19 protein-coding genes and 2 pseudogenes are annotated in these 21314 nt (G+C 55.1%); 12 read left to right on the top strand and 9 right to left on the bottom strand.

Features of this window, described 5'->3' with window-relative positions; translation table 11 throughout:
• Window positions 1–72 precede the first annotated feature (72 nt).
• The 5 genes from JHD74_RS23115 (at window position 73) to JHD74_RS23095 (ending at window position 3958) form a co-directional block, all read left to right on the top strand.
• Window positions 73–1101, top strand: a complete 1029-nt coding sequence (locus tag JHD74_RS23115) for a fimbrial protein (protein WP_233169647.1) — start codon at window positions 73–75, stop codon at window positions 1099–1101.
• Window positions 1102–1172: 71 nt separating this feature from the next.
• Window positions 1173–1700 carry a fimbrial protein gene (locus tag JHD74_RS23110; RefSeq protein WP_074031852.1) on the top strand — a complete coding sequence of 176 codons (528 nt, stop codon included), beginning with the start codon at window positions 1173–1175 and terminating at the stop codon, window positions 1698–1700.
• Between the two features lie 174 nt (window positions 1701–1874).
• A complete protein-coding gene (locus JHD74_RS23105) occupies window positions 1875–2567 on the top strand; it encodes a response regulator transcription factor (RefSeq protein ID WP_080660661.1) in 693 nt (230 codons plus the stop codon).
• 9 nt (window positions 2568–2576) lie between these two features.
• On the top strand, window positions 2577–3278 hold the full coding sequence (locus JHD74_RS23100) for a response regulator transcription factor (protein WP_199063591.1): 702 nt from the start codon (window positions 2577–2579) through the stop codon (window positions 3276–3278).
• On the top strand, window positions 3275–3958 hold the full coding sequence (locus JHD74_RS23095) for a LuxR C-terminal-related transcriptional regulator (RefSeq protein WP_199063590.1): 684 nt from the start codon (window positions 3275–3277) through the stop codon (window positions 3956–3958). The genes JHD74_RS23100 and JHD74_RS23095 overlap by 4 nt, the downstream gene beginning before the upstream one ends.
• Before the next feature lie 108 nt (window positions 3959–4066).
• On the opposite strand, the gene nadC is transcribed toward JHD74_RS23095, so the two are convergent.
• Window positions 4067–4957, bottom strand: coding sequence for a carboxylating nicotinate-nucleotide diphosphorylase (nadC, locus tag JHD74_RS23090; protein WP_199063589.1), 891 nt, complete (start codon window positions 4955–4957; stop codon window positions 4067–4069).
• 398 nt (window positions 4958–5355) lie between these two features.
• Between nadC and JHD74_RS23085 the strand changes: the two genes are divergently transcribed.
• Complete coding sequence (locus tag JHD74_RS23085; protein WP_199063588.1) at window positions 5356–5724, top strand: hypothetical protein; 369 nt, start codon at window positions 5356–5358, stop codon at window positions 5722–5724.
• Between the two features lie 355 nt (window positions 5725–6079).
• Entirely contained in the window at window positions 6080–6934 is an 855-nt protein-coding gene (ampE, locus tag JHD74_RS23080; protein WP_199063587.1) for a beta-lactamase regulator AmpE, read from the top strand.
• 37 nt (window positions 6935–6971) lie between these two features.
• Here the strand turns inward: ampE and hemL are convergent, their stop codons facing one another.
• Window positions 6972–8261, bottom strand: coding sequence for a glutamate-1-semialdehyde 2,1-aminomutase (gene hemL, locus JHD74_RS23075; protein WP_199063586.1), 1290 nt, complete (start codon window positions 8259–8261; stop codon window positions 6972–6974).
• A gap of 177 nt (window positions 8262–8438) precedes the next feature.
• Between hemL and clcA the strand changes: the two genes are divergently transcribed.
• Both clcA and erpA read left to right on the top strand, forming a co-directional pair.
• Complete coding sequence (gene clcA / locus JHD74_RS23070) at window positions 8439–9866, top strand: H(+)/Cl(-) exchange transporter ClcA (RefSeq protein ID WP_199063585.1); 1428 nt, start codon at window positions 8439–8441, stop codon at window positions 9864–9866.
• An 89-nt stretch (window positions 9867–9955) separates the two neighbouring features.
• Window positions 9956–10300 carry an iron-sulfur cluster insertion protein ErpA gene (gene erpA / locus JHD74_RS23065; protein ID WP_021179368.1) on the top strand — a complete coding sequence of 115 codons (345 nt, stop codon included), beginning with the start codon at window positions 9956–9958 and terminating at the stop codon, window positions 10298–10300.
• Window positions 10301–10354: 54 nt separating this feature from the next.
• Here erpA and JHD74_RS23060 read toward each other — a convergent pair whose 3' ends face one another.
• From JHD74_RS23060 to mtnN, 4 genes are all read right to left on the bottom strand, one after another.
• Complete coding sequence (locus JHD74_RS23060) at window positions 10355–10591, bottom strand: hypothetical protein (protein ID WP_199063584.1); 237 nt, start codon at window positions 10589–10591, stop codon at window positions 10355–10357.
• Window positions 10592–10813: 222 nt separating this feature from the next.
• Complete coding sequence (locus tag JHD74_RS23055) at window positions 10814–11428, bottom strand: TRIC cation channel family protein (RefSeq protein WP_024483478.1); 615 nt, start codon at window positions 11426–11428, stop codon at window positions 10814–10816.
• Complete coding sequence (gene btuF / locus JHD74_RS23050; protein WP_260524228.1) at window positions 11425–12231, bottom strand: vitamin B12 ABC transporter substrate-binding protein BtuF; 807 nt, start codon at window positions 12229–12231, stop codon at window positions 11425–11427. Before btuF ends, JHD74_RS23055 begins: the two co-directional genes overlap by 4 nt.
• Window position 12232: 1 nt before the next feature.
• The gene (mtnN, locus tag JHD74_RS23045; protein ID WP_065687057.1) at window positions 12233–12934 is read right to left on the bottom strand and encodes a 5'-methylthioadenosine/S-adenosylhomocysteine nucleosidase; all 702 of its coding nucleotides are present in this window, start codon (window positions 12932–12934) and stop codon (window positions 12233–12235) included.
• A 138-nt stretch (window positions 12935–13072) separates the two neighbouring features.
• Here mtnN and dgt point away from each other — a divergent pair, with 138 nt between their 5' ends.
• From dgt to JHD74_RS23030, 3 genes are all read left to right on the top strand, one after another.
• The gene (dgt, locus tag JHD74_RS23040; protein WP_199063583.1) at window positions 13073–14590 is read left to right on the top strand and encodes a dGTPase; all 1518 of its coding nucleotides are present in this window, start codon (window positions 13073–13075) and stop codon (window positions 14588–14590) included.
• Window positions 14591–14788: 198 nt separating this feature from the next.
• Window positions 14789–16195 carry a serine endoprotease DegP gene (degP, locus tag JHD74_RS23035; protein ID WP_199063593.1) on the top strand — a complete coding sequence of 469 codons (1407 nt, stop codon included), beginning with the start codon at window positions 14789–14791 and terminating at the stop codon, window positions 16193–16195.
• A 180-nt stretch (window positions 16196–16375) separates the two neighbouring features.
• A complete protein-coding gene (locus JHD74_RS23030) occupies window positions 16376–17530 on the top strand; it encodes a CdaR family transcriptional regulator (RefSeq protein ID WP_199063582.1) in 1155 nt (384 codons plus the stop codon).
• A gap of 146 nt (window positions 17531–17676) precedes the next feature.
• Here JHD74_RS23030 and garD read toward each other — a convergent pair.
• The 3 genes and pseudogenes from garD to JHD74_RS23015 all read right to left on the bottom strand — a co-directional run.
• A pseudogene (garD, locus tag JHD74_RS23025) lies at window positions 17677–19110 on the bottom strand (galactarate dehydratase); the annotation flags it as partial.
• A 141-nt stretch (window positions 19111–19251) separates the two neighbouring features.
• Window positions 19252–20475: pseudogene (locus JHD74_RS23020) on the bottom strand (IS91 family transposase).
• A gap of 617 nt (window positions 20476–21092) precedes the next feature.
• The coding region (locus JHD74_RS23015) for a hypothetical protein (RefSeq protein ID WP_199063581.1) at window positions 21093–21314 on the bottom strand (222 nt) is incomplete at its 5' end.

Below are 21314 nucleotides of genomic sequence, written 5' to 3'. Positions count from 1 at the left end.
TACTCACTGACAAAACAGACAACGGAAAGTGCTGGCATTCAGATGCTGAATGCGCAGTGCCGGTAAGGAACGATGATGAAGTTAATCAGGTTAGTTAAATTAACATTGGGCGGCCTGCTGTGCCTGTTTTCCGTATCAAGCTTTGCTGCAACCGGGTGGTGTACCACGGTAACCGGCACGAAGATATATAACTTCCCCTTTGTCAAACAGTACGACAATCCAGCGGACAACAAGGCTGGCATGTATTTTCATCAAACCTACCAGTGGAATTTAGCTGCGAATTACGCTGCCAACTGTGATTGTACCGCCTCGGCCAACACCTTCTATAAGGCAGAGGTCCCGGGCAATCTGACAGCTACGCGGGACTTTGATGGATTACATTTTTATTCAATAAATAAATATCTGGAAGTGGCAACTGAATTATATGTTGGAGGGAACCTGAAGAAATGGATTGCCACCCCATTCCCTAACGTGGACAATCTATTTCCCAGTGCCTGTTCGGGTGTGACGAACTGGATATCCGGCGCTAATGGCTATGTGTCTTTATACTTTACCCGGCCATTTGTGGGGCAGGTCGTCATCCCAAGCACTAAGATCCTGGACCTTTATGGCACAAAAGTCACTGGATCCTATGGCGGGATGCCGATGTCGTCTGTCTATATGAGCGGATCGGTAACGGTACCACAATCTTGTGAAATTAATGCAGGGCAGGTCATTAATGTCAAGTTTGGCAATATCATGTCAAATGACATCAAGAATCCCGGTGAAATTGCCAATGGGTTTACCCCCAAAGTCGTTGATATGACGCTGGCCTGTAACAATATTTCTAACGGTGTTGTCGTCAGCTTATCCTTTAGTGGTGAGCCATCGGGGGGGGACCCAACCGCATTGAAGACGGACAATAATGATATCGGGGTTCGGGTACGTGACGCGAACGGTAATATCGTGCCGCCGGTCAATGGAAATCTGCCTGTCACCTTCGACTATTCTTCACAAACTGGGACCAGCTCTATGAGTCTGGCACCGATGAACGTGACTGGCAATCCCCCGGCGATAGGGCAGTTTAATGCTGTGGCTACCATTAATGCAGAAATTAATTAAGTTTTTTTAACTCAAGGAAATCAGGCAGGAATTCCCTGCCTGAATACAGACGGTAACAGTAAGGAAACCTCATGAAAAAACAAACTCAACGTACGCTGCTGGCCTTATTGGTTTTGGGGGCCGGTGTTAATCAGGCAGTGGCAGCTCCAACTCAAGTTAATATTACCGGCGTTGTGGTCGCTTCGCCCTGCACGGTAGATACCACCAACTCAGATTTGAACGTCAATCTGGGGACCAACATTCAGGCGACCAGCCTGTCGACGGCGGGAAATACTTCCACTCCAGTGCCATTCAAGTTGGTAGTGAAGGACTGTCCGACGACAACCAGCAAAGTTACCGCATCATTTAGCGGCACGACGGACGCTGCGGCTGGCGGGCGCTACGCGACAACCAGCGGTACGGGTATGGCAGATAACGTGGCGGTAGAAGTTAAACAGGATGCGGCTCCGAATGCCCTGCAAAACCCAGGATCTACCATGGATATGACGGTGGTAGGAAACTCGGCAACATTTGCATTGAGAGCCAGTGCTTATGCCAAAGGGGCGGTTACGCCGGGTAATATCGCTGCGGTAATGTCAGTCGATTTTACCTATAACTGATGAGCAAGGTCAGTTCGCTCAGGGGATAAAACGCGATCGAGTTTGACGGCCGGCGTTGGTTTCCCTGGCCGCTGTGTGTATTGGCGTAGCAAGCTTTAATATCGGCACCCAAGTCTATTTTGGGTGCCAGCACCTATCAGGACAAGCTGAGTCATTAATAACGGAACTATTATCATGATGACATCAACCGTATGGAACAACACACCCCTACCGAAAATGCAGACGGCATGCCGCATCGACCGGGTATTGCTCATGGACGCTTGCCCGATAACGCGTGCCGGGATCTGCTCTGCATTCCAGCCACCACAGTTTCAGGTCATGGATTGTGTGCACGTAGAAAAGGTGTGCGATCTGCCAGTGGCGATGCAGCAAGGCAAGGTGGATGTGGTGATCACCGAACTGTGTGGCGAAGGTGAGTCGGTATTGGAGGGGCTGCGAATGATTAGCCATTTACGCCAGTACTGGGCACGGGTGCCGCTTATCGTCGCCACCTCTTTGCAGGAGCCGCACCTGCTTGCACAGTTGAGAACGTTGAGGGTCAGCGGTATCTACCTTAAACAGGATCCCCTGTCATCACTGACACAAGGCGTTCTCTGCGCGATGGCGGGGTTGTCCAGTCTTAGCCCGTCAGCGGTGAACCTGATTGGCAATGGCGCGCCGTCATTGTCGCTAACCGGACGTGAGATGGACGTACTGGAGTGCCTGTTTGCTGGCAGAACCGTGACCGACACGGCGCGGGTGCTAGCTCGGGATGTGCGCACCATCAGCACCCATAAACGCCGTGCCATGATTAAGCTCGGCTTCCATAGTGATAGCGATCTCTATACACGTGGAGATTATCTGGCGCGTAATGGATTACTGATCTAGGAGTCGCTCATGAATACGCCTTTATCGGTTGTCAAACTGGCCGTTGTTGCCCCTATCCCCTTGCTTCAGGCAGGGATGGCACATTTTATTCAGAACCTTGATCCCCCTATGCATCTGGTGGTGATGGTCTCTTCGCTTGAGCAATTGCTGGCGCAATGGGCGCCGCCACAAATTGACCTGTTGGCGGTGGTGCTCAGTGGCTCGCCGCAGGAGATTGCCCGCGACACGCAACAGTTGCTGATGCTCTCTGAACGTGCGCCCGCGCTGCGTATCGTGGTGTGCACCTATTGCCGGGACATTGCGTTGTTGACGCGTTTGAATCTCCGGCCGCACATCAGCCTGCTTGCCCGCCAGGAGTCGCAGGAGCAGACTCGCCGTGATATGGCACAGGCGTTGACCGGTGCCAAGGTTTGTAGCCCCAGTATGGCAATGTACCTGCTGCACAGTGCCACTCCTGCGCAAGTGCAGGACAGTTTGGTGGTGTTGACGCAGGCGGAACATAAGGTACTGGAGTACTTGCAGCAGGGAATGAGCGTTTCTGACGTGGCTGATTTACTGCATCGCAGTGTCAAAACCATCAGCGCACATAAGTGCAATAGCATGCGCAAGTTGGGGGTTCGCAATGATGCGGAACTGTTCCAGCATTTACGCAGTCAGGTCACCGACACGCCCTACAGCACGCCAAACTCCCCCTGGTATGTAACGACATGATTGACCAGAAGCGGTACCGGGTGGCAGTAGTTTCACCGTGCCGTTTCTTTCAGGCTGGGATCTGGGCATTGCTCAACACCCACTCGCTATCGCGAGTCTGGCACTGCCAGAAAGCCGCTGAAGCACAATGGTATCTGGATGCACAGCCGGTGGATGTGCTGGTTATGTCATTGCACGTTGGGCAACAGACAGACTTATTGCTAGCCTTGCGCTTTATTCAGCAGGTGCGTATCTCTTTTCCCGGCGTTGCGCTGATGGCTATTCTGGATGACCCCATTCCTTATCTGGTGACTCGGTTGCGCCGTCTGGGGGTGAGACATATCGTGGATCTGGGGCAACCGTTAGTCTTATGGCATGCGCAATTGCGTCAGATTCTGTTGGGGGAGGATAGCCGGGCTGGCTGCACTTTACCGGGGTGTGATGAGGAAACGTTGTCTATGGGTGAGCGGCAGGTGGTCGAGTACCTGATACAGGGGATGACTCCCGCCGAAATTGCCACGCTGACGAGGCGCAGTATCAAAACCATCTCCACACAGAAGGGAATAGCCATGCACAAGCTGGGGATCCGCCACTATGCCCAACTGATCGCGGTACAAAGCATCTTTACCGACAGTTGGCTGCCCCATGATGGAGTCCAGATGGTCGGGGAGCTGACCCCAAGCCTTTGGTATTATTGCTGAGTTTATCAACGTGTTCGCTTAAATCCGCATTGGTAGGTAGGGAGATGCTGTGTGAGTGGCTCTCACATAAGGAACAACGCCCCAGGAAGAGGCGTTGCCAATAATAGATCAGTTAAAACGCATTGACAGATCGAGCGCGGTAACGTGTTTGGTCAGCGCCCCGACAGAGATATAATCCACTCCGGTTTCGGCAAACTCGCGCAGGGTTTGATCGGTGACGTTGCCGGAAACTTCCAACTGCGTGCGTCCCTGGGCCAGGGCAACGGCATCACGCATCATCTCGACGCTGAAATTATCCAGCATGACAATATCGGCACCGGCATCCAGCGCTTGTTGCAGCTCATCCAGCGATTCTACTTCCACTTCTACCGGCACGTCGGCGTGCAGCCAGAAGGCTTTCTCTACCGCGTTTTTGATCGAGCCAGAAGCAATGATGTGGTTTTCCTTGATCAGGAAAGCATCCGAAAGGCCCAGGCGGTGATTGCTGCCACCGCCGCACAGCACGGCATATTTCAGCGCGGTGCGCAGGCCGGGCAGTGTCTTGCGGGTATCCAGCAGCCGGGTTTGTGTGCCTTGCAGCAACGCTACATAGCGGCTTACCGCCGTGGCTACGCCGGAGAGCGTTTGCACGAAGTTCAGCGCGGTACGTTCGCCCGTCAGCAATATACGCGCCGGGCCGCTCAGGCGGCATAGCGACTGGTTGGGCACCAGTTTATCGCCATCTTCCACCAACCACTCGATCTTCACTTGCCCACCCAGTTGGATAAACACCTCTTCCAACCAGCGGCGGCCACAGAAGACGCCGGGTTCACGAGTGATCACCGTGGCTTTGGCCTGCTTATCTGCGGGTAGCAGTTGCGCGGTGATATCGCGCTCGGCATCCACGGTTCCCCCTAGATCTTCGCTCAGCGCCTGGGCGACGGTGGCAGGGACATCATTGGCAATACGTTCGAGAAGCGCGGTACGGCGGCTGTCGGCACTGTAGCGACGGGTCGGCATGGCAAACTCCGGAAATGGACGATAGGTCGGTGGATCCACATGCTACTCTGTTTTATAGCCCCGTGCCAGTCGCTAGTTCTACGTAATATCAATAGGTTAGTGATGCTGTCATCCCCCTCACCCTAACCCTCTCCCACAGGGAGAGGGGACTGAATGTGCCACAATTTTACTCCCACATCTGACCTTAACACGGGCGCGACATGCAGCGCCCCTACGGCGTGCCACCTTAGCCATGCTGCAAGTTGTGCTACCGCCAACACAACCGCATTGAATATCTCAACCTTCCATTATTTGGTATACTGTTTATCCAGACAGTGTTCTGTTGGATAAATAAAATCATCAATAGAATTTTGCAATAACTTATAACTTACACCACAGGTGTATTACGAGGATTTAATATGAAAAAGCTACCGTTAAATGTTCTCTATCGACTGTATAAAGCAGAAGTTGGCGATACCATTGATAATACTTATGTTCGTCTAACAGGCGGTTGGATGACCAACGATCGGCGTAGTGTCGATAATAATGGGTTGCTCCAGATAGGTCCTATCTATCAGTTCGCATTTAAGGATTTATCCGATGGGCAATACTATCAGGCAAGTCAAGGTGCCACAGAAGTGATCGTTCCCGATTCCAACGGTTACTCTGTGGTAAGGTATAAAGAGCCATTCAGTGATCCCTCGAATCAACCTCATACCGTGTATACTTGCCAATACTCAGCAATTAGAGTGAGCGTGGCTGAATATACGGAAGCTTTGCAGCCTTAATATTATTGCAGGCCAATGGTGACGAACGTGTTTTTTAACCTATAACGTTTTCATCATAGGGTAATCAGGCCTATATTCAGTATTAATAAAATACTGGATATAGGTCATTCACCGCGTTATTTTAGGACTACGTTTGGGCAACTGAAAATAGTGTCCGTCAAGATGATTTTTTGTACTGACTGACATCAACAGGCCACGACTGCCGGGTACCGTGCTTGATGTGGCAGTACAGGAAACTAATCCATTTATTATCAATGCATTAAATTCACTTCTCGGAAACATGCTACTCTGCTGCTGGCACTCGTACCACCGCAAGCATTATGCTGGGGAACAGACAGAAGGAGAGGATTAGCTAATGACGCTGTTTACGCTGTTACTGGTTTTGGCGTGGGAACGCCTGTTTAAACTGGGTGAGCATTGGCAGTTGGATCATCGTTTAGAAGTGGTGTTTCAGCGGCTGCATCGGTTTTCTTTGGCACAAACGTTGGCAATGACCCTGGTCTGGATGTTTATCGTCTGGGGCATCCTGTGGCTGGCCCAGGGCCTGTTCTTCGGCGTTGTGGCGCTACTGCTGTGGATTGTGATTGGTCTGCTGTGCGTTGGGGCCGGTATCACACGCAAACATTATCGGGCCTATTTGCAGGCCGCGCGGCAGGGCGATACCCACGCCAGCGATCAGATGGCGGAAGAGCTGGCGCTGATCCACGGTTTACCGGTGGAATGCAGCGCAGAAGAACGCCTGCGTGAGCTGCAAAACGCGCTGCTGTGGATTAACTATCGCTACTATCTGGCACCGCTGTTCTGGTTTGCGGTGTGCGGGCCATATGGGCCGCTCGCTCTGGCAGGCTATGCTTTTCTACGGGCCTACCAAACCTGGCTTGCGCGGCATCATTCACCGCTGCAACGCTCGCAAACGGGGATCGACTTCCTGCTGCATGTGTTGGACTGGATCCCGGTTCGTCTGGCTGGGGTAGCGTATGCGCTGATTGGGCATGGTGAAAGGGCGCTGCCTGCGTGGTTTGCTTCGCTGGGGGATCGTCATACTCCGCAGTATCAGGTGTTGACGCGTTTGGCGCAGTTCTCTTTGGTCCGTGAACCACATATGGACCCGGTTCAAACGCCGCGCGCCGCGGTAACGTTAGCGCGTAAAGTGACCCTGATTGTGGTGGTGGTCGTGGCGATATTGACGATTTACGGTACCTTGCTCTGAAGGTAACGGCGGGCGCCGAGTGGCGCCCGCCAGAAGATTACAGCTTGGCGAAGCAGCGGCGCGCAGCATCGACGGTGCGCTGTATATCTTCGTCGCTGTGTGCGACAGACATAAAGCCAGCCTCGAATGCCGACGGGGCCAGATAAACTCCCTCATCCAACATCAGATGGAAGAAGCGCTTGAAGCGCTCGACATCGCAACTCATCACGTCCTGATAGCAGGTGACCGTTGACGCATCGGTAAAGAACAACCCGAACATGCCGCCTACATGGTTGACGACAAACGGTATGTTCTCTGCCTTGGCCGCCGCCAATAGGCCTTCTGCCAGCTTGTTGGTCAGCTCGGTCAAGGTCTGGTGAATGCCAACCTGGGAAACCTCGGTCAGGCAGGCGAAACCGGCGGCCATGGCAATCGGGTTGCCAGACAGCGTACCAGCCTGATACACCGGCCCGGTAGGCGCCAGAGCGGCCATCACTTCACGGCGGCCACCGAAGGCCCCCACCGGCATACCGCCACCGATAATTTTGCCCAGGCAGGTCAGGTCTGGTACCACATCGTAATAAGACTGAGCACCGGCCAGCGCGACGCGGAAACCGGTCATCACTTCATCAATGATCAACAGCGCGCCATACTTGTCACACAGGGCGCGCAGCCCCGGCAGGAAGTCTGGCAGCGGTGGAATGCAGTTCATGTTGCCCGCCACCGGTTCAACGATGATACAGGCGATCTCTGAAGGATACTGCTCGAATGCGGTACGCACGGAGTCGAGATCGTTATAGGTACAGGTTAGCGTGTGCTTGGCGAAGTCTGCCGGCACGCCCGGTGAGTTCGGCTGGCCCAGCGTCAGTGCGCCGGAACCGGCTTTTACCAGCAGGCAGTCGGCGTGGCCGTGGTAGCAGCCTTCAAACTTGATGATCTTGTCGCGGTTGGTATAGCCACGGGCCAGACGAATGGCGCTCATGGTGGCTTCGGTACCGGAGTTCACCATACGTACCATATCCATGGTTGGCACCAGATTGGTCACCAACTCGGCCATTTTCACTTCCATCTCGGTAGGCGCGCCGAAGCTCAGGCCGCGTTGTGCCGCCTCGATCACTGCATTGCGGATCGCCGGATGGTTATGGCCCAGCACCATCGGGCCCCAGGAACCGACATAATCGATATAGGCTTTACCATCGGCATCAAACAGATAGGCACCGTCGGCACGTTCGATAAACAGCGGGGTACCGCCTACACCGGTGAATGCACGCACTGGGGAGTTGACTCCGCCTGGGATCAGCTGTTGCGCCTGGGCGTACAGACTTTCGGACTTACTGTGTAAGCTCATAAACCGGCTCCTGGGTTTGCTGTTGAATGATTTGACCGCGCTATTCTAGTGGAGAGTGCGGAGTTATGAAACGATCATAGTCCGATACCTATTTAGAGGGGACGGTAGGGCAACGACTGAGCTAGAATAGCTTACATCGCTATTAGTCTGATTTTTCAATTCAATAATGAACTCACTATGACTGAATTACAGCAACAGCCTTCTGCGGCTTCAGGCGTGCGCCTGACTCGCAACCATAGAGTCCGTCAGTTTATTCGCCAGGATAAAACGCCGGTTGCCATCCTGATCATGGCGGCGGTGGTAGGGACATTGGCGGGATTGTTGGGCGTCGCCTTTGATAAAGCGGTGGAGTGGGTGCAACAGCAACGGCTGTCGGGCCTGGCCTCTGTCGCCAACTCCTGGTTCCTGGTGTGGCCGCTGGCGTTTATTTTGTCTGCCGTGCTGGCCGCTTTTGGCTTTTATCTGGTCAAACGTTTTGCGCCAGAGGCGGGGGGTTCAGGGATCCCAGAGATTGAAGGGGCGCTGGAAGAGTTACGCCCGGTGCGCTGGTGGCGGGTGATCCCGGTGAAATTTATCGGCGGTATGGGGACGCTCGGCGCTGGCATGGTGCTAGGGCGTGAAGGGCCGACGGTACAGATGGGGGCTAATGCTGGACGAATGGTGCTGGATATTTTCCGTATGCGCAGTGCGGAAGCGCGCCACTCCATGCTGGCTACCGGTGCCGCAGCCGGTCTCTCCGCCGCGTTTAACGCCCCTCTGGCAGGGATCTTGTTCGTTATTGAAGAGATGCGGCCGCAGTTTCGTTACAACCTGATTTCCATCAAGGCGGTGTTTATCGGCGTGATTATGTCGAGCATTGTCTTTCGTATTTTTAATGGTGAGAGTCCGCTGATCGAAGTGGGTAAACTCGCTTCGGCACCGCTCAATACGCTGTGGTTGTACCTGGTGTTGGGGACGGTGTTTGGCGCGGTAGGGGTGATGTTTAACGCACTGGTGTTTCGTACGCAGGATATGTTTGCCCGTTTCCATGGTGGCAAGATGAGCAAGTTCCTGCTGATTGGTGCTCTGCTAGGGGGCGCTTGTGGCGTGCTTGGGCTGATCGAGCCAGCAGCCGCGGGTGGCGGTTCGTCCTTGATCCCGATCGCGGCGGCGGGTAACTACAGCGTTGGCATGCTGTTGTTTATCTTTATCGCACGGGTGATCACCACGGTGCTCTGCTTCGGTTCAGGCGCGCCGGGCGGTATTTTTGCACCGATGCTCGCTCTGGGGACGCTGCTAGGCACCGCTTTTGGCCTTTTGGGCGCTCACCTGTTCCCAGAGTATGGGCTTGAGGCTGGCACCTTTGCTATTGCGGGCATGGGAGCGTTGTTTGCCGCGACCGTGCGTGCGCCGTTAACCGGTATTGTGCTGGTATTGGAAATGACCGATAACTATCAGCTGATTTTACCGATGATTATCACCTGCCTCGGCGCGACCCTGGTGGCGCAGTTTCTGGGCGGTAAGCCATTGTATTCCGCCATTTTAGCCCGCACCTTACAAAGGCAGCAGCAGGAATTGGCCGAGAAAACAGGTAAAGAAAATACAACAAATGCGGTGAATACTTGAACGCAACACTCAGGTATTAGATAATCAGCACCATTAATCAGGTTACCGTCGTCGTCGCCTGATGTGAAACACTGTTGGGAGTAACGAGTATGAGTGATGAAACAGCACTGCCCCTGCAATTTACCGAGGCAGCAGCAAGCAAGGTGAAATTCCTGATTGCTGACGAAGAGAATCCAAACCTGAAGTTGCGGGTTTACATTACCGGTGGCGGCTGCAGTGGATTCCAGTACGGCTTCACGTTTGATGACAAGATCAACGACGGCGATATGACCATCGAGAAACAGGGCGTTGCGCTGGTGGTTGATCCGATGAGCCTGCAATATCTGGTTGGCGGCGCGGTGGATTACACCGAAGGGTTGGAAGGTTCACGCTTTATCGTGACTAACCCGAATGCCAAGACCACCTGTGGCTGCGGTTCTTCATTCAGTATCTGATCCGCCGCCGTTAAAAAACCCGCCTGCCTGTACGGTGCGCGGGTTTTTTTGTGCCTACCATTCCACGGTGATCAGTTCACTTTCCCGATCGTCTACTACCCGTTTGCTGTGGCTCATCTTCGGCTGCAAGACTGTGCCATTGCCGCATTCCACCTGTGGCGTGTTGTCAGTCGTGGTTACGCTGCAGGTGGGCACAATCGTCAGACTGATACCCATCTTGCCGCTGGTGTTTTCGGCCAGCACACTGCTGCTCAACAACAGTGTGCTGGCGATCAAAAGATTTTTCTTCATGCGTAAACTCAAAACAATACCTATCCGCAGGCCACAAATAGGACCTATCGGCAAAAGTGAACGGAACTTAACGGCGCGGGATAATTTTTAACGAAGAGTTAACCAGGTGATTACATTATTCAAGCGCATTTTATTAGCGCAAAATAATAGCACATTGCGTATATAATAGTCGAATATACTGCTTGGCAGGAAAGCCTCCGCCGAAGCTGGCGGAGGCAAGAATTACTGTTCGAGGATAAAGGCCGGTAGTTTCAGATGCCAACGAATGGCGGCCAGGCGGATGCCCAGCGTGATGATCATCCCCAGCATCATGGCATGCTGTAGCGGCATGCCAAAGGTGTAGAACGCCGTGACGTGCACCGTGCCACCAACGATGCAGGCTGTGGCGTAGACTTCGGTTCGCAGGATCATCGGGATCTCGCGGGCCAGCACGTCGCGGATAATCCCGCCGCCGACGCCGGTGATCACTCCCATGCAGACGGCCACCAGCGGCCCACTGCCAGCGGCGAACGCCTTATTGACGCCGATCCCCACGAACACCGCCAGCCCGATGGCATCCAGCACCGGCAGGATCCATTTCGGTAAGCGACGCGGCTGGCGCACCAGCAGCAGCGTCAGCACGCAGGTGATCATCGCCACCACCAGATCGGTGGGATCCTTTACCCAGAATACCGGGCCGTTGGCGAGCGCCATATCACGGATCGTCCCGCCACCGACTGCGGTCACTACCCCCAGTACCAAGACGCCAAAGGGATCCATCCGTAATTTGCCCGCCAGCAACACGCCGGAAATGGCGAACACCGCCGTACCAAGAATATCCAGCCAAAATACCATCAATGGATCTCCGCCAATTGACCGCATAGTGATTGTGCCGCCAGCATGATGCGTGGCCCGGCACGGTTAAACCAATCTTCCTCAAGGGCAATCACCGGCACGTCCAGCTGCGGGCCCCAGAAGGCTTTCACATTGGCGATCTGCTGGGCATTTCCGCTTATGACGATGGCCTGTGGTTTACGCACCAGCACCTGCTCACGGCTTACCTGCGGCCAAGGCACGGGGCTATCGGCAAAGATATTCTCTGCGCCGCACAAGGCCAGCACCTGGCTTTGCAACGTGGCCGCCGAACTGGTGAACAGCGGTTGGGTGCCAAACTGTAACAGCACTGGCCTTGGCGAATTGCTGGCATAGCGCGTTTTCAGCTCCTCTACCTGTTGGCGGAGGCTGGCAGCGGCCTGATGTGCCTGTTCTGGGTGAGGGCTGTACTGCGCCAACGCATCCAGCGATTGGGCGATCTCGTCAATATTCTTGGCATCTGCATAAAAAATCGGGATGCCGAAGGAGGCGAGCTGATCCAATACCCGCTGGGGATTACCGCCACGCCAGGCGAGAACCAGATCGGGTTTCAACGCCAGGATCCGTTCCAGGTTGATCCCTTGCCAGGAGGCGACCTGTTCCAGCTGCCTGGCGGCAGGGGGATAATCGGAGTAAGCGCTGACGGCCAGCAGGGTATCCCCCATACCGGCCGCGTAGGCAAGCTCCGTGGTGCTCGGTGCCAGGCTGATCACCCGTTGGGCGGCGCTGGCAGGCAGCAGCATCCCCAGGATCAGCCAGCTCAGCAGGGCGCACAGACGCAGCTTCACATTAACCGCGCTTGGCCAGGGCTTGCAGCATGGCATTGACCATCAGCGAGGACTGCTTGGCGGCCACTGCCAGGAACTCGTCGAAGCTCATATGGGATTCACTGTCGGCGACGTCGGAAATCGCGCGTACCACCACGAATGGCGTGCCGAACTGATGGCAAACGTGGCCAACGGCGGCGGCTTCCATCTCAACGGCGGCAACGGTTGGGAAGGTGCTGCGGATGCGGGCCAGAGGCTCGGCACCGTTAATGAAGGCGTCACCGCTGCAAATCAGGCCGCGTACCGCGTTCAGGTTAAGCTGTTTGATGCAGTTTTCCGCTAGCTCGATCAACGCGGGATCGGCAACGAACGCTGGTGGGCAACCGGCCATCTGGCCTGGTTCATAGCCAAAGGCGGTCACGTCGGCATCGTGGTAGCGCACTTCTTCAGATACCACGATATCGCCCACGTTCAGCGTAGCGGCCAGGCCACCGGCGGAGCCGGTATTGATCACCACATCGGGTTGGCACTGTTCCAGCAGCAGGGTGGTACCCAGAGCCGCTGCCACTTTGCCGATGCCTGATTTGAGCAGGGCGACTTCCACACCGTTGATTTGGCCGGTATAGATCTCACAACCCGCACGTTGCAGGGTCTGGCGGTTCGCAATTTGCTCGCGCAGCAGGGTAACTTCTTCTTCCATTGCGCCGATGATGCCTACTTTCATAAATAATACTCGCTGATAGGGTATGGAAATTGCGCCATAGTCTATCATGGCTCTGTGAGAGAGATAATCCGCAATACCGTTGCATCCGCCGCCGGGAATTGTTATCACGGAGGGAATGCGCAACGGGAGGAGAAACAGATGTCCGGGATCGACTTTAAGCAGAAGATCAGCTTTCAGCGGCCTTTTAGCAAGCCGATTGAAGCCGAAGAAGAGTACGACATCATTCGCCAGTTCGAGAGCGATCGCGGTCGCATCGTCAATTCTGCGGCGATACGTCGTTTGCAGCAGAAAACGCAGGTGTTTCCGCTGGAGCGTAACGCGGCGGTACGCAGCCGTCTGACCCACTCGATGGAAGTGCAGCAGGTGGGGCGGCATATTGCCAAAGAGATCCTCAACCGCTTCAAACAGGAAAAGCGTATTGATGCGCTCGGCCTGAGCAAGCTGCTCGATCCTTTCGAGAGCATTGTCGAAATGGCCTGCCTGATGCACGACATAGGTAATCCGCCGTTTGGCCATTTCGGCGAATCTGCCATCAACGACTGGTTCTGCCAGCGGCTCGATCCCGCCAGCTGTGGCAGTGAACCGGGTAGCCACGATCGTTGCCAGGTAGAGGTGTTACGCCTGCATGAAGGGGAGAGCGACCTTAACCGGCTGCGCAGCCGTATTCGCCACGACCTCAGCCATTTTGAGGGCAATGCTCAGGCGATCCGCCTGGTCTACACGTTGCTGAAATTGAACCTGACCTATGCCCAGGTAGGCTGCATCCTGAAATATACCCGCCCGGCCTATTGGGCAAGCGATATTCCCGCCAGCCACAGCTATCTGATGAAGAAGCCGGGGTTTTATCTGGCGGAAGAAGCCTTTGTCGATCGCTTGCGGCGCGAATTACATATGGGAGAGTTCGATCGTTTCCCTCTCACCTATATTATGGAAGCCGCCGATGATATTTCTTATTGCGTGGCCGATCTGGAAGACGCGGTAGAAAAGAACATCTTTACCGTGGAGCAGCTGTATCAGCATTTAACCCAGGAATGGGGCGAGATTGCTCCGGGGGATCTGTTTGATAAGACCGTTGCCAGTGCGTTCCGTAAAATTGAGCGCAGCGGAGCGCGCCGCAGTTCAGAAGATCAGTTCTTTATGTACCTGCGGGTATTTACCGTTGCCAAATTGGTTCCCCATGCGGCCCAGCGGTTTATCGATAACCTGGACGCGGTGTATCACGGCCACTTTAACGGAGCCTTGTTGGAGGATGCCAGCCCGGCTTGCCGCCTGCTCGCTATCTTCAAGAATGTTGCGTTCAAGCACGTGTTTAACCACCCGGAAGTGGAGCAGTTGGAACTACAGGGTTACCGGGTGATCAACGGCCTGCTGGACATTTATAGCCCGCTGCTGGCCATGTCGCTGGCCGATTTCAGCCAGTTGGTACGGGAAGACAGCCACCGGGCGTTTCCGATTGAAACGCGGCTGTTTCACAAGCTTTCCACCAAACACCGCCTGGCCTATGTCGAGGCGGTGGAAGGTTTGCAGCATCTTTCGGCCGAGCAGCAGGCTATTCGGGAATATTATTTCCGGGCGCGGTTGTTACAGGATTATATCAGCGGCATGACCGACCTTTATGCCTATGATGAATATCGTCGTTTAATGGCGGCGGAATAAATTCATGAGATAATTCTCGCTTATTTTAGCGAGATAACTCTCAGGCTGGAACATTATTTCGAGTTTTGTAAAGACCGACAATATTTGTTTACTATTAGCCAGCCGCACCAGGGGAACTTCAGCTAATCAGCAGGCTCTTACTAAGCACCAAGACCCGGTATTCCTTTTGAACGACTTTTAAGAGACACACAGATGAAGATGAAAAAAACAGCACTGGTTTTAAGCGCCCTGGCTTTGAGTATTGGTTTGGCAATGGGTCCGGTAACTACCGCCAACGCCTCAGAAACGGCTTCTGCCTCTACTAGCGCCCAACCGTTGCCAAGCCTGGCACCGATGTTGGAAAAAGTGATGCCTTCAGTGGTAAGCATTAACGTGGAAGGAAGTGCCACGGTGGATGCGAAAACGGTACAGCAAATGTCGCCGTTCTGCCAGGATGGTTCACCCTTCCAGGGGTCTCCAATGTGCCAAGGTGGCGCACCGGGTGGGCCAACTACCCAGGAAGCCTTTAAAGCACTGGGTTCCGGCGTCATCATCGATGCAGCCAAAGGCTATGTGGTCACCAACAACCACGTGGTAGACAATGCCAGCAAGATCACGGTGCAATTGAGCGATGGTCGTCGTTTTGAAGCCAAGGTGATCGGTAAGGATCCGCGTTCTGATATTGCGTTGATCCAGCTGAAAGACGCCAAAAACCTGTCGGCGATCAAAATGGCCGATTCCGAGCAGCTGCGCGTGGGGGATTATACCGTGGCGATCGGTAACCCGTATGGCCTGGGTGAAACCGTGACCTCCGGGATCGTTTCTGCCTTGGGGCGTAGCGGTTTGAACATTGAAAACTACGAAAACTTTATCCAGACCGATGCGGCGATCAACCGGGGTAACTCCGGCGGTGCGTTGGTTAACCTGAACGGTGAGCTGGTTGGCATTAACACCGCGATCCTGGCGCCGGACGGCGGCAACATCGGTATCGGCTTCGCAATCCCAAGCAACATGGTGAAAAACCTGACCTCGCAAATGGTGGAATATGGCCAGGTGAAACGCGGTGAGTTGGGCATTATGGGGACCGAGCTGAACTCCGAGCTGGCGCAAGCGATGAAAGTGGACGCCCAGCGTGGCGCATTCGTCAGCCAGGTTGTGCCGAAATCCTCTGCTGCCAAGGCTGGTATCAAGGCCGGTGACGTGATTGTCACCCTGAACGGTAAAGCCATCTCCAGCTTTGCGTCGTTCCGTGCCGAGATCGGCAGCTTGCCGGTGGGCACCAAGATGGCCTTGGGCATTATCCGCGACGGTAAGCCGGTGACCATTGACGTAACGCTTGAGCAAAGTAGCCAGGAGCAGGTTGATTCCAGCAATATTTACACCGGTATTGAAGGTGCAGAACTGAGCAACAGCACCGACAAAGTGAAAGGTGTGAAGATTGAGAAGGTGAAACCTGGCAGTGCCGCTGCGCGCATCGGGCTGAAAAAAGGCGACGTGATCATGGGTGTGAACCAGCAGCCGATCAATAACCTGGGTGAACTGCGTAAGGTGCTCGACAGCAAGCCTGCGGTACTGGCGTTGAACATCCAACGTGGCGACTCAACGCTGTATCTGCTGATGCAGTAATGTTGTTCCATTGTTCTACAGAGGCACGCTGCGGCGTGCCTTTTTTTATGGCTTAAAAACTGTGAGTTTGAGCACAAACTCGTGCCCGGATAAAACGTATTTGGGCATCTGCACAATGTGCCCGTAGAGGCGCGTCGGTATGCTGAACGTTGGTTTATCATCCGACGGGGATAAGACGCAATGGCGGAGTATCATCTTGATGCCAAGCTAGCCAGGGAAATTGTCGCTCGCACCATGAAAATTATTGATAGCAATATCAACGTGATGGACAACCGGGGCCGGATTATTGGCAGTGGCGACCCTGAGCGGCTGGGGGAACTGCATGAGGGGGCATTGCTGGTGTTGTCTCAGGCCAGGGTGGTCGCTATTGACGATGCCGTTGCCCGTCATTTGCACGGCGTTCGGCCCGGTATTAATCTGCCGTTGCACGTTGACGGGAATATCGTTGGGGTCATCGGCCTGACCGGCGATCCGGTGCAACTGCGGCAGTACGGTGAACTGGTCTGCATGACCGCTGAAATGATGCTGGAGCAGGCGCGTTTGTTGAGTTTGTTGGCCCAGGACAGCCGCTTTCGTGAAGAGTTTGTGTTGAACCTGATCCGTACGGAGGAGTTGTCACCGGCCTTGATGGAATGGGCGCACCGCCTGGGGATAGATCCCAACCAGCCCCGTGTCGCGGCGGTAGTAGAGGTGGATAGCGGCCAGTTGGGGGTCGACAGCGCCATGGCCGAGTTGCAGCAGTTACAGGAGCTGCTGACGCTACCCGAACGTGACAACCTGATCGCCATTGTTTCTCTCAGTGAGATGGTGGTACTTAAACCGGCGCTGAATCACCACGGGCGTTGGGATGCCGAGGCCCACCGGCGGCGAGTGGAGAATCTGCTGGTGCGCATCAATGAAAGCAGCCGTTTGCGAGTGCGTATTGCGCTCGGCAACTATTTCATTGGCCCAGGCAGCCTGGTGCGTTCCTACCGTACTGCGCGTACCACCATGGCCGTTGGCAAGCAGCGCATGCCTGGGCGCTGGGCCTATTATTATCAGGATCTGATGCTGCCGGTGTTGCTGGGCAGCCTGCGGAGTGGTTGGCAGGCGGATGAGCTGGCTCGGCCGTTGGAGCGTTTGAAGGCGATGGACGGAAATGGATTGTTATTGCGTACCTTAAATGCCTGGTTCCTGAATAATGTGCGGCCCACCGCGACCGCCAAGGCACTCTATATTCACCGCAATACGCTGGAGTATCGTCTCAATCGCATTTCCGAGCTGACTGGGTTGAACCTCGCCAATTTCGATGCTCGCCTCTTGCTGTATGTGGGGTTACAGCTGGATGAAGACTAGCCTAGCTGTCCGCCAGCCTCAACCTTCAGGTGTCGCGGTAATTAAACCACCAGCTAATACGGGATCGAGGTCCCGCTAAAAAGTGAAACAGTGGCACATTCGGTTCCCTCTCCTTGGGGAGAGGGTTAGGGTGAGGGGCGTTGCACTCAAGTAACAGGTGCCGGGTTAAATACCGCCAACGCGTTGAACAAACCCCATCGATCTGACCAGGTTTGCTTGCGGCCGCTGGCGATATCCAGGATCAGCTCAAACAGTTGCCAACCCACCTGCTCAATGGTCGCCTCCCCGGTGGCGATAGTTCCGGCGTTGATATCGATCAGATCGTGCCAGCGTTCAGCCAGCGCGCTGCGCGTTGCCATTTTGATCACTGGCACGGCAGTCAGGCCGTAAGGGGTTCCCCGGCCGGTAGTGAACACTTGCACCGTAATGCCGGAAGCCAACTGCTGCGTGCCGCAAACAAAGTCGCTGGCAGGGGTGGCGGCATAAATCAGCCCACGCTTGCTGGGGCGTTGACCAGGGGAGAGCACTTCGACAATCGCGCTACTGCCAGATTTGGCTATTGAGCCTAATGCCTTTTCCACCACGTTAGCCAAACCGCCTTTCTTATTGCCGGGTGAAGGGTTGGCGCTGCGATCGGTTTGCCCTTGGTTGAGGTAGTCGTCATACCACGCCATCTCCTCCAGTAAGCGCTTGCCAACGTGTTGATCGGCGACCCGTGGGGTTAACAGGTGGATGGCATCACGTACTTCGGTAACTTCAGAAAACATCACGGTTGCCCCGCAGCGTACCAGCAGGTCGGAAGCAAAACCCACCGCCGGGTTGGCCGTCACCCCGGAAAAGGCATCGCTACCACCACATTGCATCCCCACCACCAGCTCTGAGGCTGGCACGGTTTCCCGCTGGCGACGGTTCAGGCGTTGCAGGTGCTGCTCTGCAACGGCCAGAATATCGGCCACCATGGCCTGGAACCCAACGTGCTTCTCATCTTGCAGGCGCACAATCCGGCTTTCATCCACGGTAATGGGGTGGACATCTGGGGTGCCCTGCAGCAGGCGTTCCGGCTGCAACTTCTCGCAGCCGAGCCCTACCACCATCACTTCGCCGCCAAAGTTCGGGTTGAGCGCCAGATTATGTAAGGTGCGGATAGGGACCACTGCGGCGGGAGCGTTGATAGCGACGCCGCAGCCATAGAGATGATTCAGACCCACCACGCCGTCGACGTTTGGGTATTTCGCCAGCAGGTCGCGCTCAATGATTTTTACCACATAATCCACCACACCGGCCACGCAGTGCACGCTGGTGGTGATCGCCAACAGGTTCTTGCTGCCAACGCTGCCGTCGGCATTACGGTAGCCTTCAAAGGTATAACCTTCCAGGGGCGGTAATGCCTGGGGTACATTGTTGGCGAGTGGCAGGCTGGCCAACTCGGGTGCCGGAGGAAGCAGCACCAGCGATTCATCAATCCAACTGCCACGGCGAATATCCCGTGCGGCAAAGCCAATCACTTCGCCATAGCGCAAAATAGTGCCGTTTTGAGGAATATCTTGCAGCGCAACTTTATGCCCTTGGGGAATATGTTCATGGTTAGGAGTTTGGATCGTTTCTTTTGAGAGCAACAGACCATGAACGGTAGCGTGCCGTATCCCCTGATGGTGCAGTATCGCGAAGAGTTATACGTAAAAATGCCGGTTTTGCTGTGTTTTTAATCTAAAACCCATTTTTCAGGCGCACTTATCCAGAGCCGGTGCCTGAAGCCATCGCTTTTTCTCCATCCGCTGTAGCCTGGTCGACAGTAATTCTGTCGCATGCCTGCCAGCCTCGACGCCGGCAAATCGCAGCCGATCGCCGCACAGGATGCATTGGTACGGATCTGAGCCCAGGAAGCCTTTCATCAACACTGCGAACCCGGGCCGTTTGGGCTTATCCCGCACCGTCATCGACAGCGCTTCGTAAACCTTCGGCAACAGTTGGCCCCGTTTGCGGTTGGCCAAAAAGCCGTAGTACCGCACCATTTTAAAATGCCGCGCCGGAATATGGCTGATATAGCGTTGTAGCATCTCTTCCTGGGTTAGCTTCTGGCGTTTGTGTTGCTGCGTGTTGTGGTCGTAGTACTGATGAACGATCGAGCCACCGCGGTAATGGCGCAACTGCGAGGCTGCCACCGGTGGTCGTTTCAGGTAACGGCCGAGGTATTTCACGCTGCGCCAGGCACCCCGGGTCTTTTTGGCGAAGTGGATTTTCCAGGCGCGGCGATACTGGGCATGCAGGTAGCGGCGCCACCGGTCCTCATTAAGGATATGGCCGAGGCCCGGCAGGTCACCGGGGTTGATGTGCGTATAGTTGTCACGTAGCAGGTAAATGACGGCGTTACGCCAGATTTGTTCTACGTCTTTCTTTTTAAAGAAAAGCTGTCGCCAGGTGTTGTGTTTGACGTCGAGGCCGCCACGGGTGACGGAGACGTGGATATGCGGGTGCTGATTGAGCTGCCGGCCATAGGTGTGGAGTGCACAAAAGATGCCGACCTCGATACCCTGTCGGCGGGCCCAGCGGAGCATGGCCCGGGTGGCACAGCGAAACAGGTCGTTGAGCAGGGGCCAGTTGTTGTTGAAAAACGGTCACAGCAGGTGGGGCATGGTAAACGTGATGTGTTGCCAGTCGCAGTCGGGCAGGATGTGCTGCTGCTCGGCAATCCACTGCTCGGTGGCCTTGAAGCCGCAACTGCTGCAGGCCTTGGACTTGCAGTTCTGGCAGAAAAAGCGCGAGTGTGTGCAGTTCGGCGAGGCACAGCAATAACGGCGAACGCCCATGAGGCAAGTACCGCAGGCGAGCATGCGCTCGACGGCGAGTTTGGTCCAGTCGCTGAGGGGGTCGCCATGTTTATCCAGATACTGGCTCCAGCCGTCGTTATGCTGGAACAACAGCTTTGTGGGTCGCGGAATGTACATTGTGCAGAGTATAGAGGGTGGCAGGTAATGGGAAAAGGGCCTCGGCGTCAGCGTGCTCACGTCGCAGGCGTGCTAATTTATGCGGATATCAGCGCGGGGGCGATCAGGCGGCACCGACGTTGATATGAGGTAGGGGGCTTAAAGACGGTTGAGGCAGCAACGCTGCCGTGCTCGCCCCGAAGGGGCGCTACGTTCTATCAATTGGAAAAACGATATCTGACGGCGTCAGGCCATTATATCTGGATCAAAGGTCCAAGTGTGGATTAAAGGGGAATGGATTGTTGTCGGAAATAAGTTATACGCCCCGCGCCGAGACATCCCAGACATTCGGCAGAGCACTGTTTCTGAGAGTAGATTGTGAAACGGAGAGCATGAAAAAGTGTTGGGCACGCCATGATATTGGTCACATCATAGCAAGCTAGATTTGTAGTAAAAGCAGAATGTGGGTGAGAAAAACATGACTATTCCATCAACGTGTTACGTCATTGCCCCACGGTTTTTCATGCTCTCCTGTATGGTACCAAGCACCTCTAATCCTTTCTGACATTGCTGTAGCTGCGTGACTTCTAATTGTTGCTGACTGAAGTTTTGTGCCAGTTGTTGTGATGGCGGTTTTTTCAGCCTGCTCGATGATGTCTGGCCTGTCTCTTATACACATCTGACGCTGCCGACGATGCCAACTGGGTGTAGATCTCGGGGGGCGCCGGGTCGGGAAGGGGGGGGGGGGGGGGGGGGGGGGGGGGGGGGGGGGGGGGGGGGGGGGGGGGGGGGGGGGGGGGGGGGGGGGGGGGGGGGGGGGGGGGGGGGGGGGGGGGGGGGGGGGGGGGGGGGGGGGGGGG

The organism is Serratia sp. ASV30 (assembly GCF_016428815.1).
Taxonomy (GTDB): Bacteria; Pseudomonadota; Gammaproteobacteria; order Enterobacterales; family Enterobacteriaceae; genus Chania; species Chania fonticola_C.
This window is presented reverse-complemented; position numbering and strand designations above follow the sequence as displayed.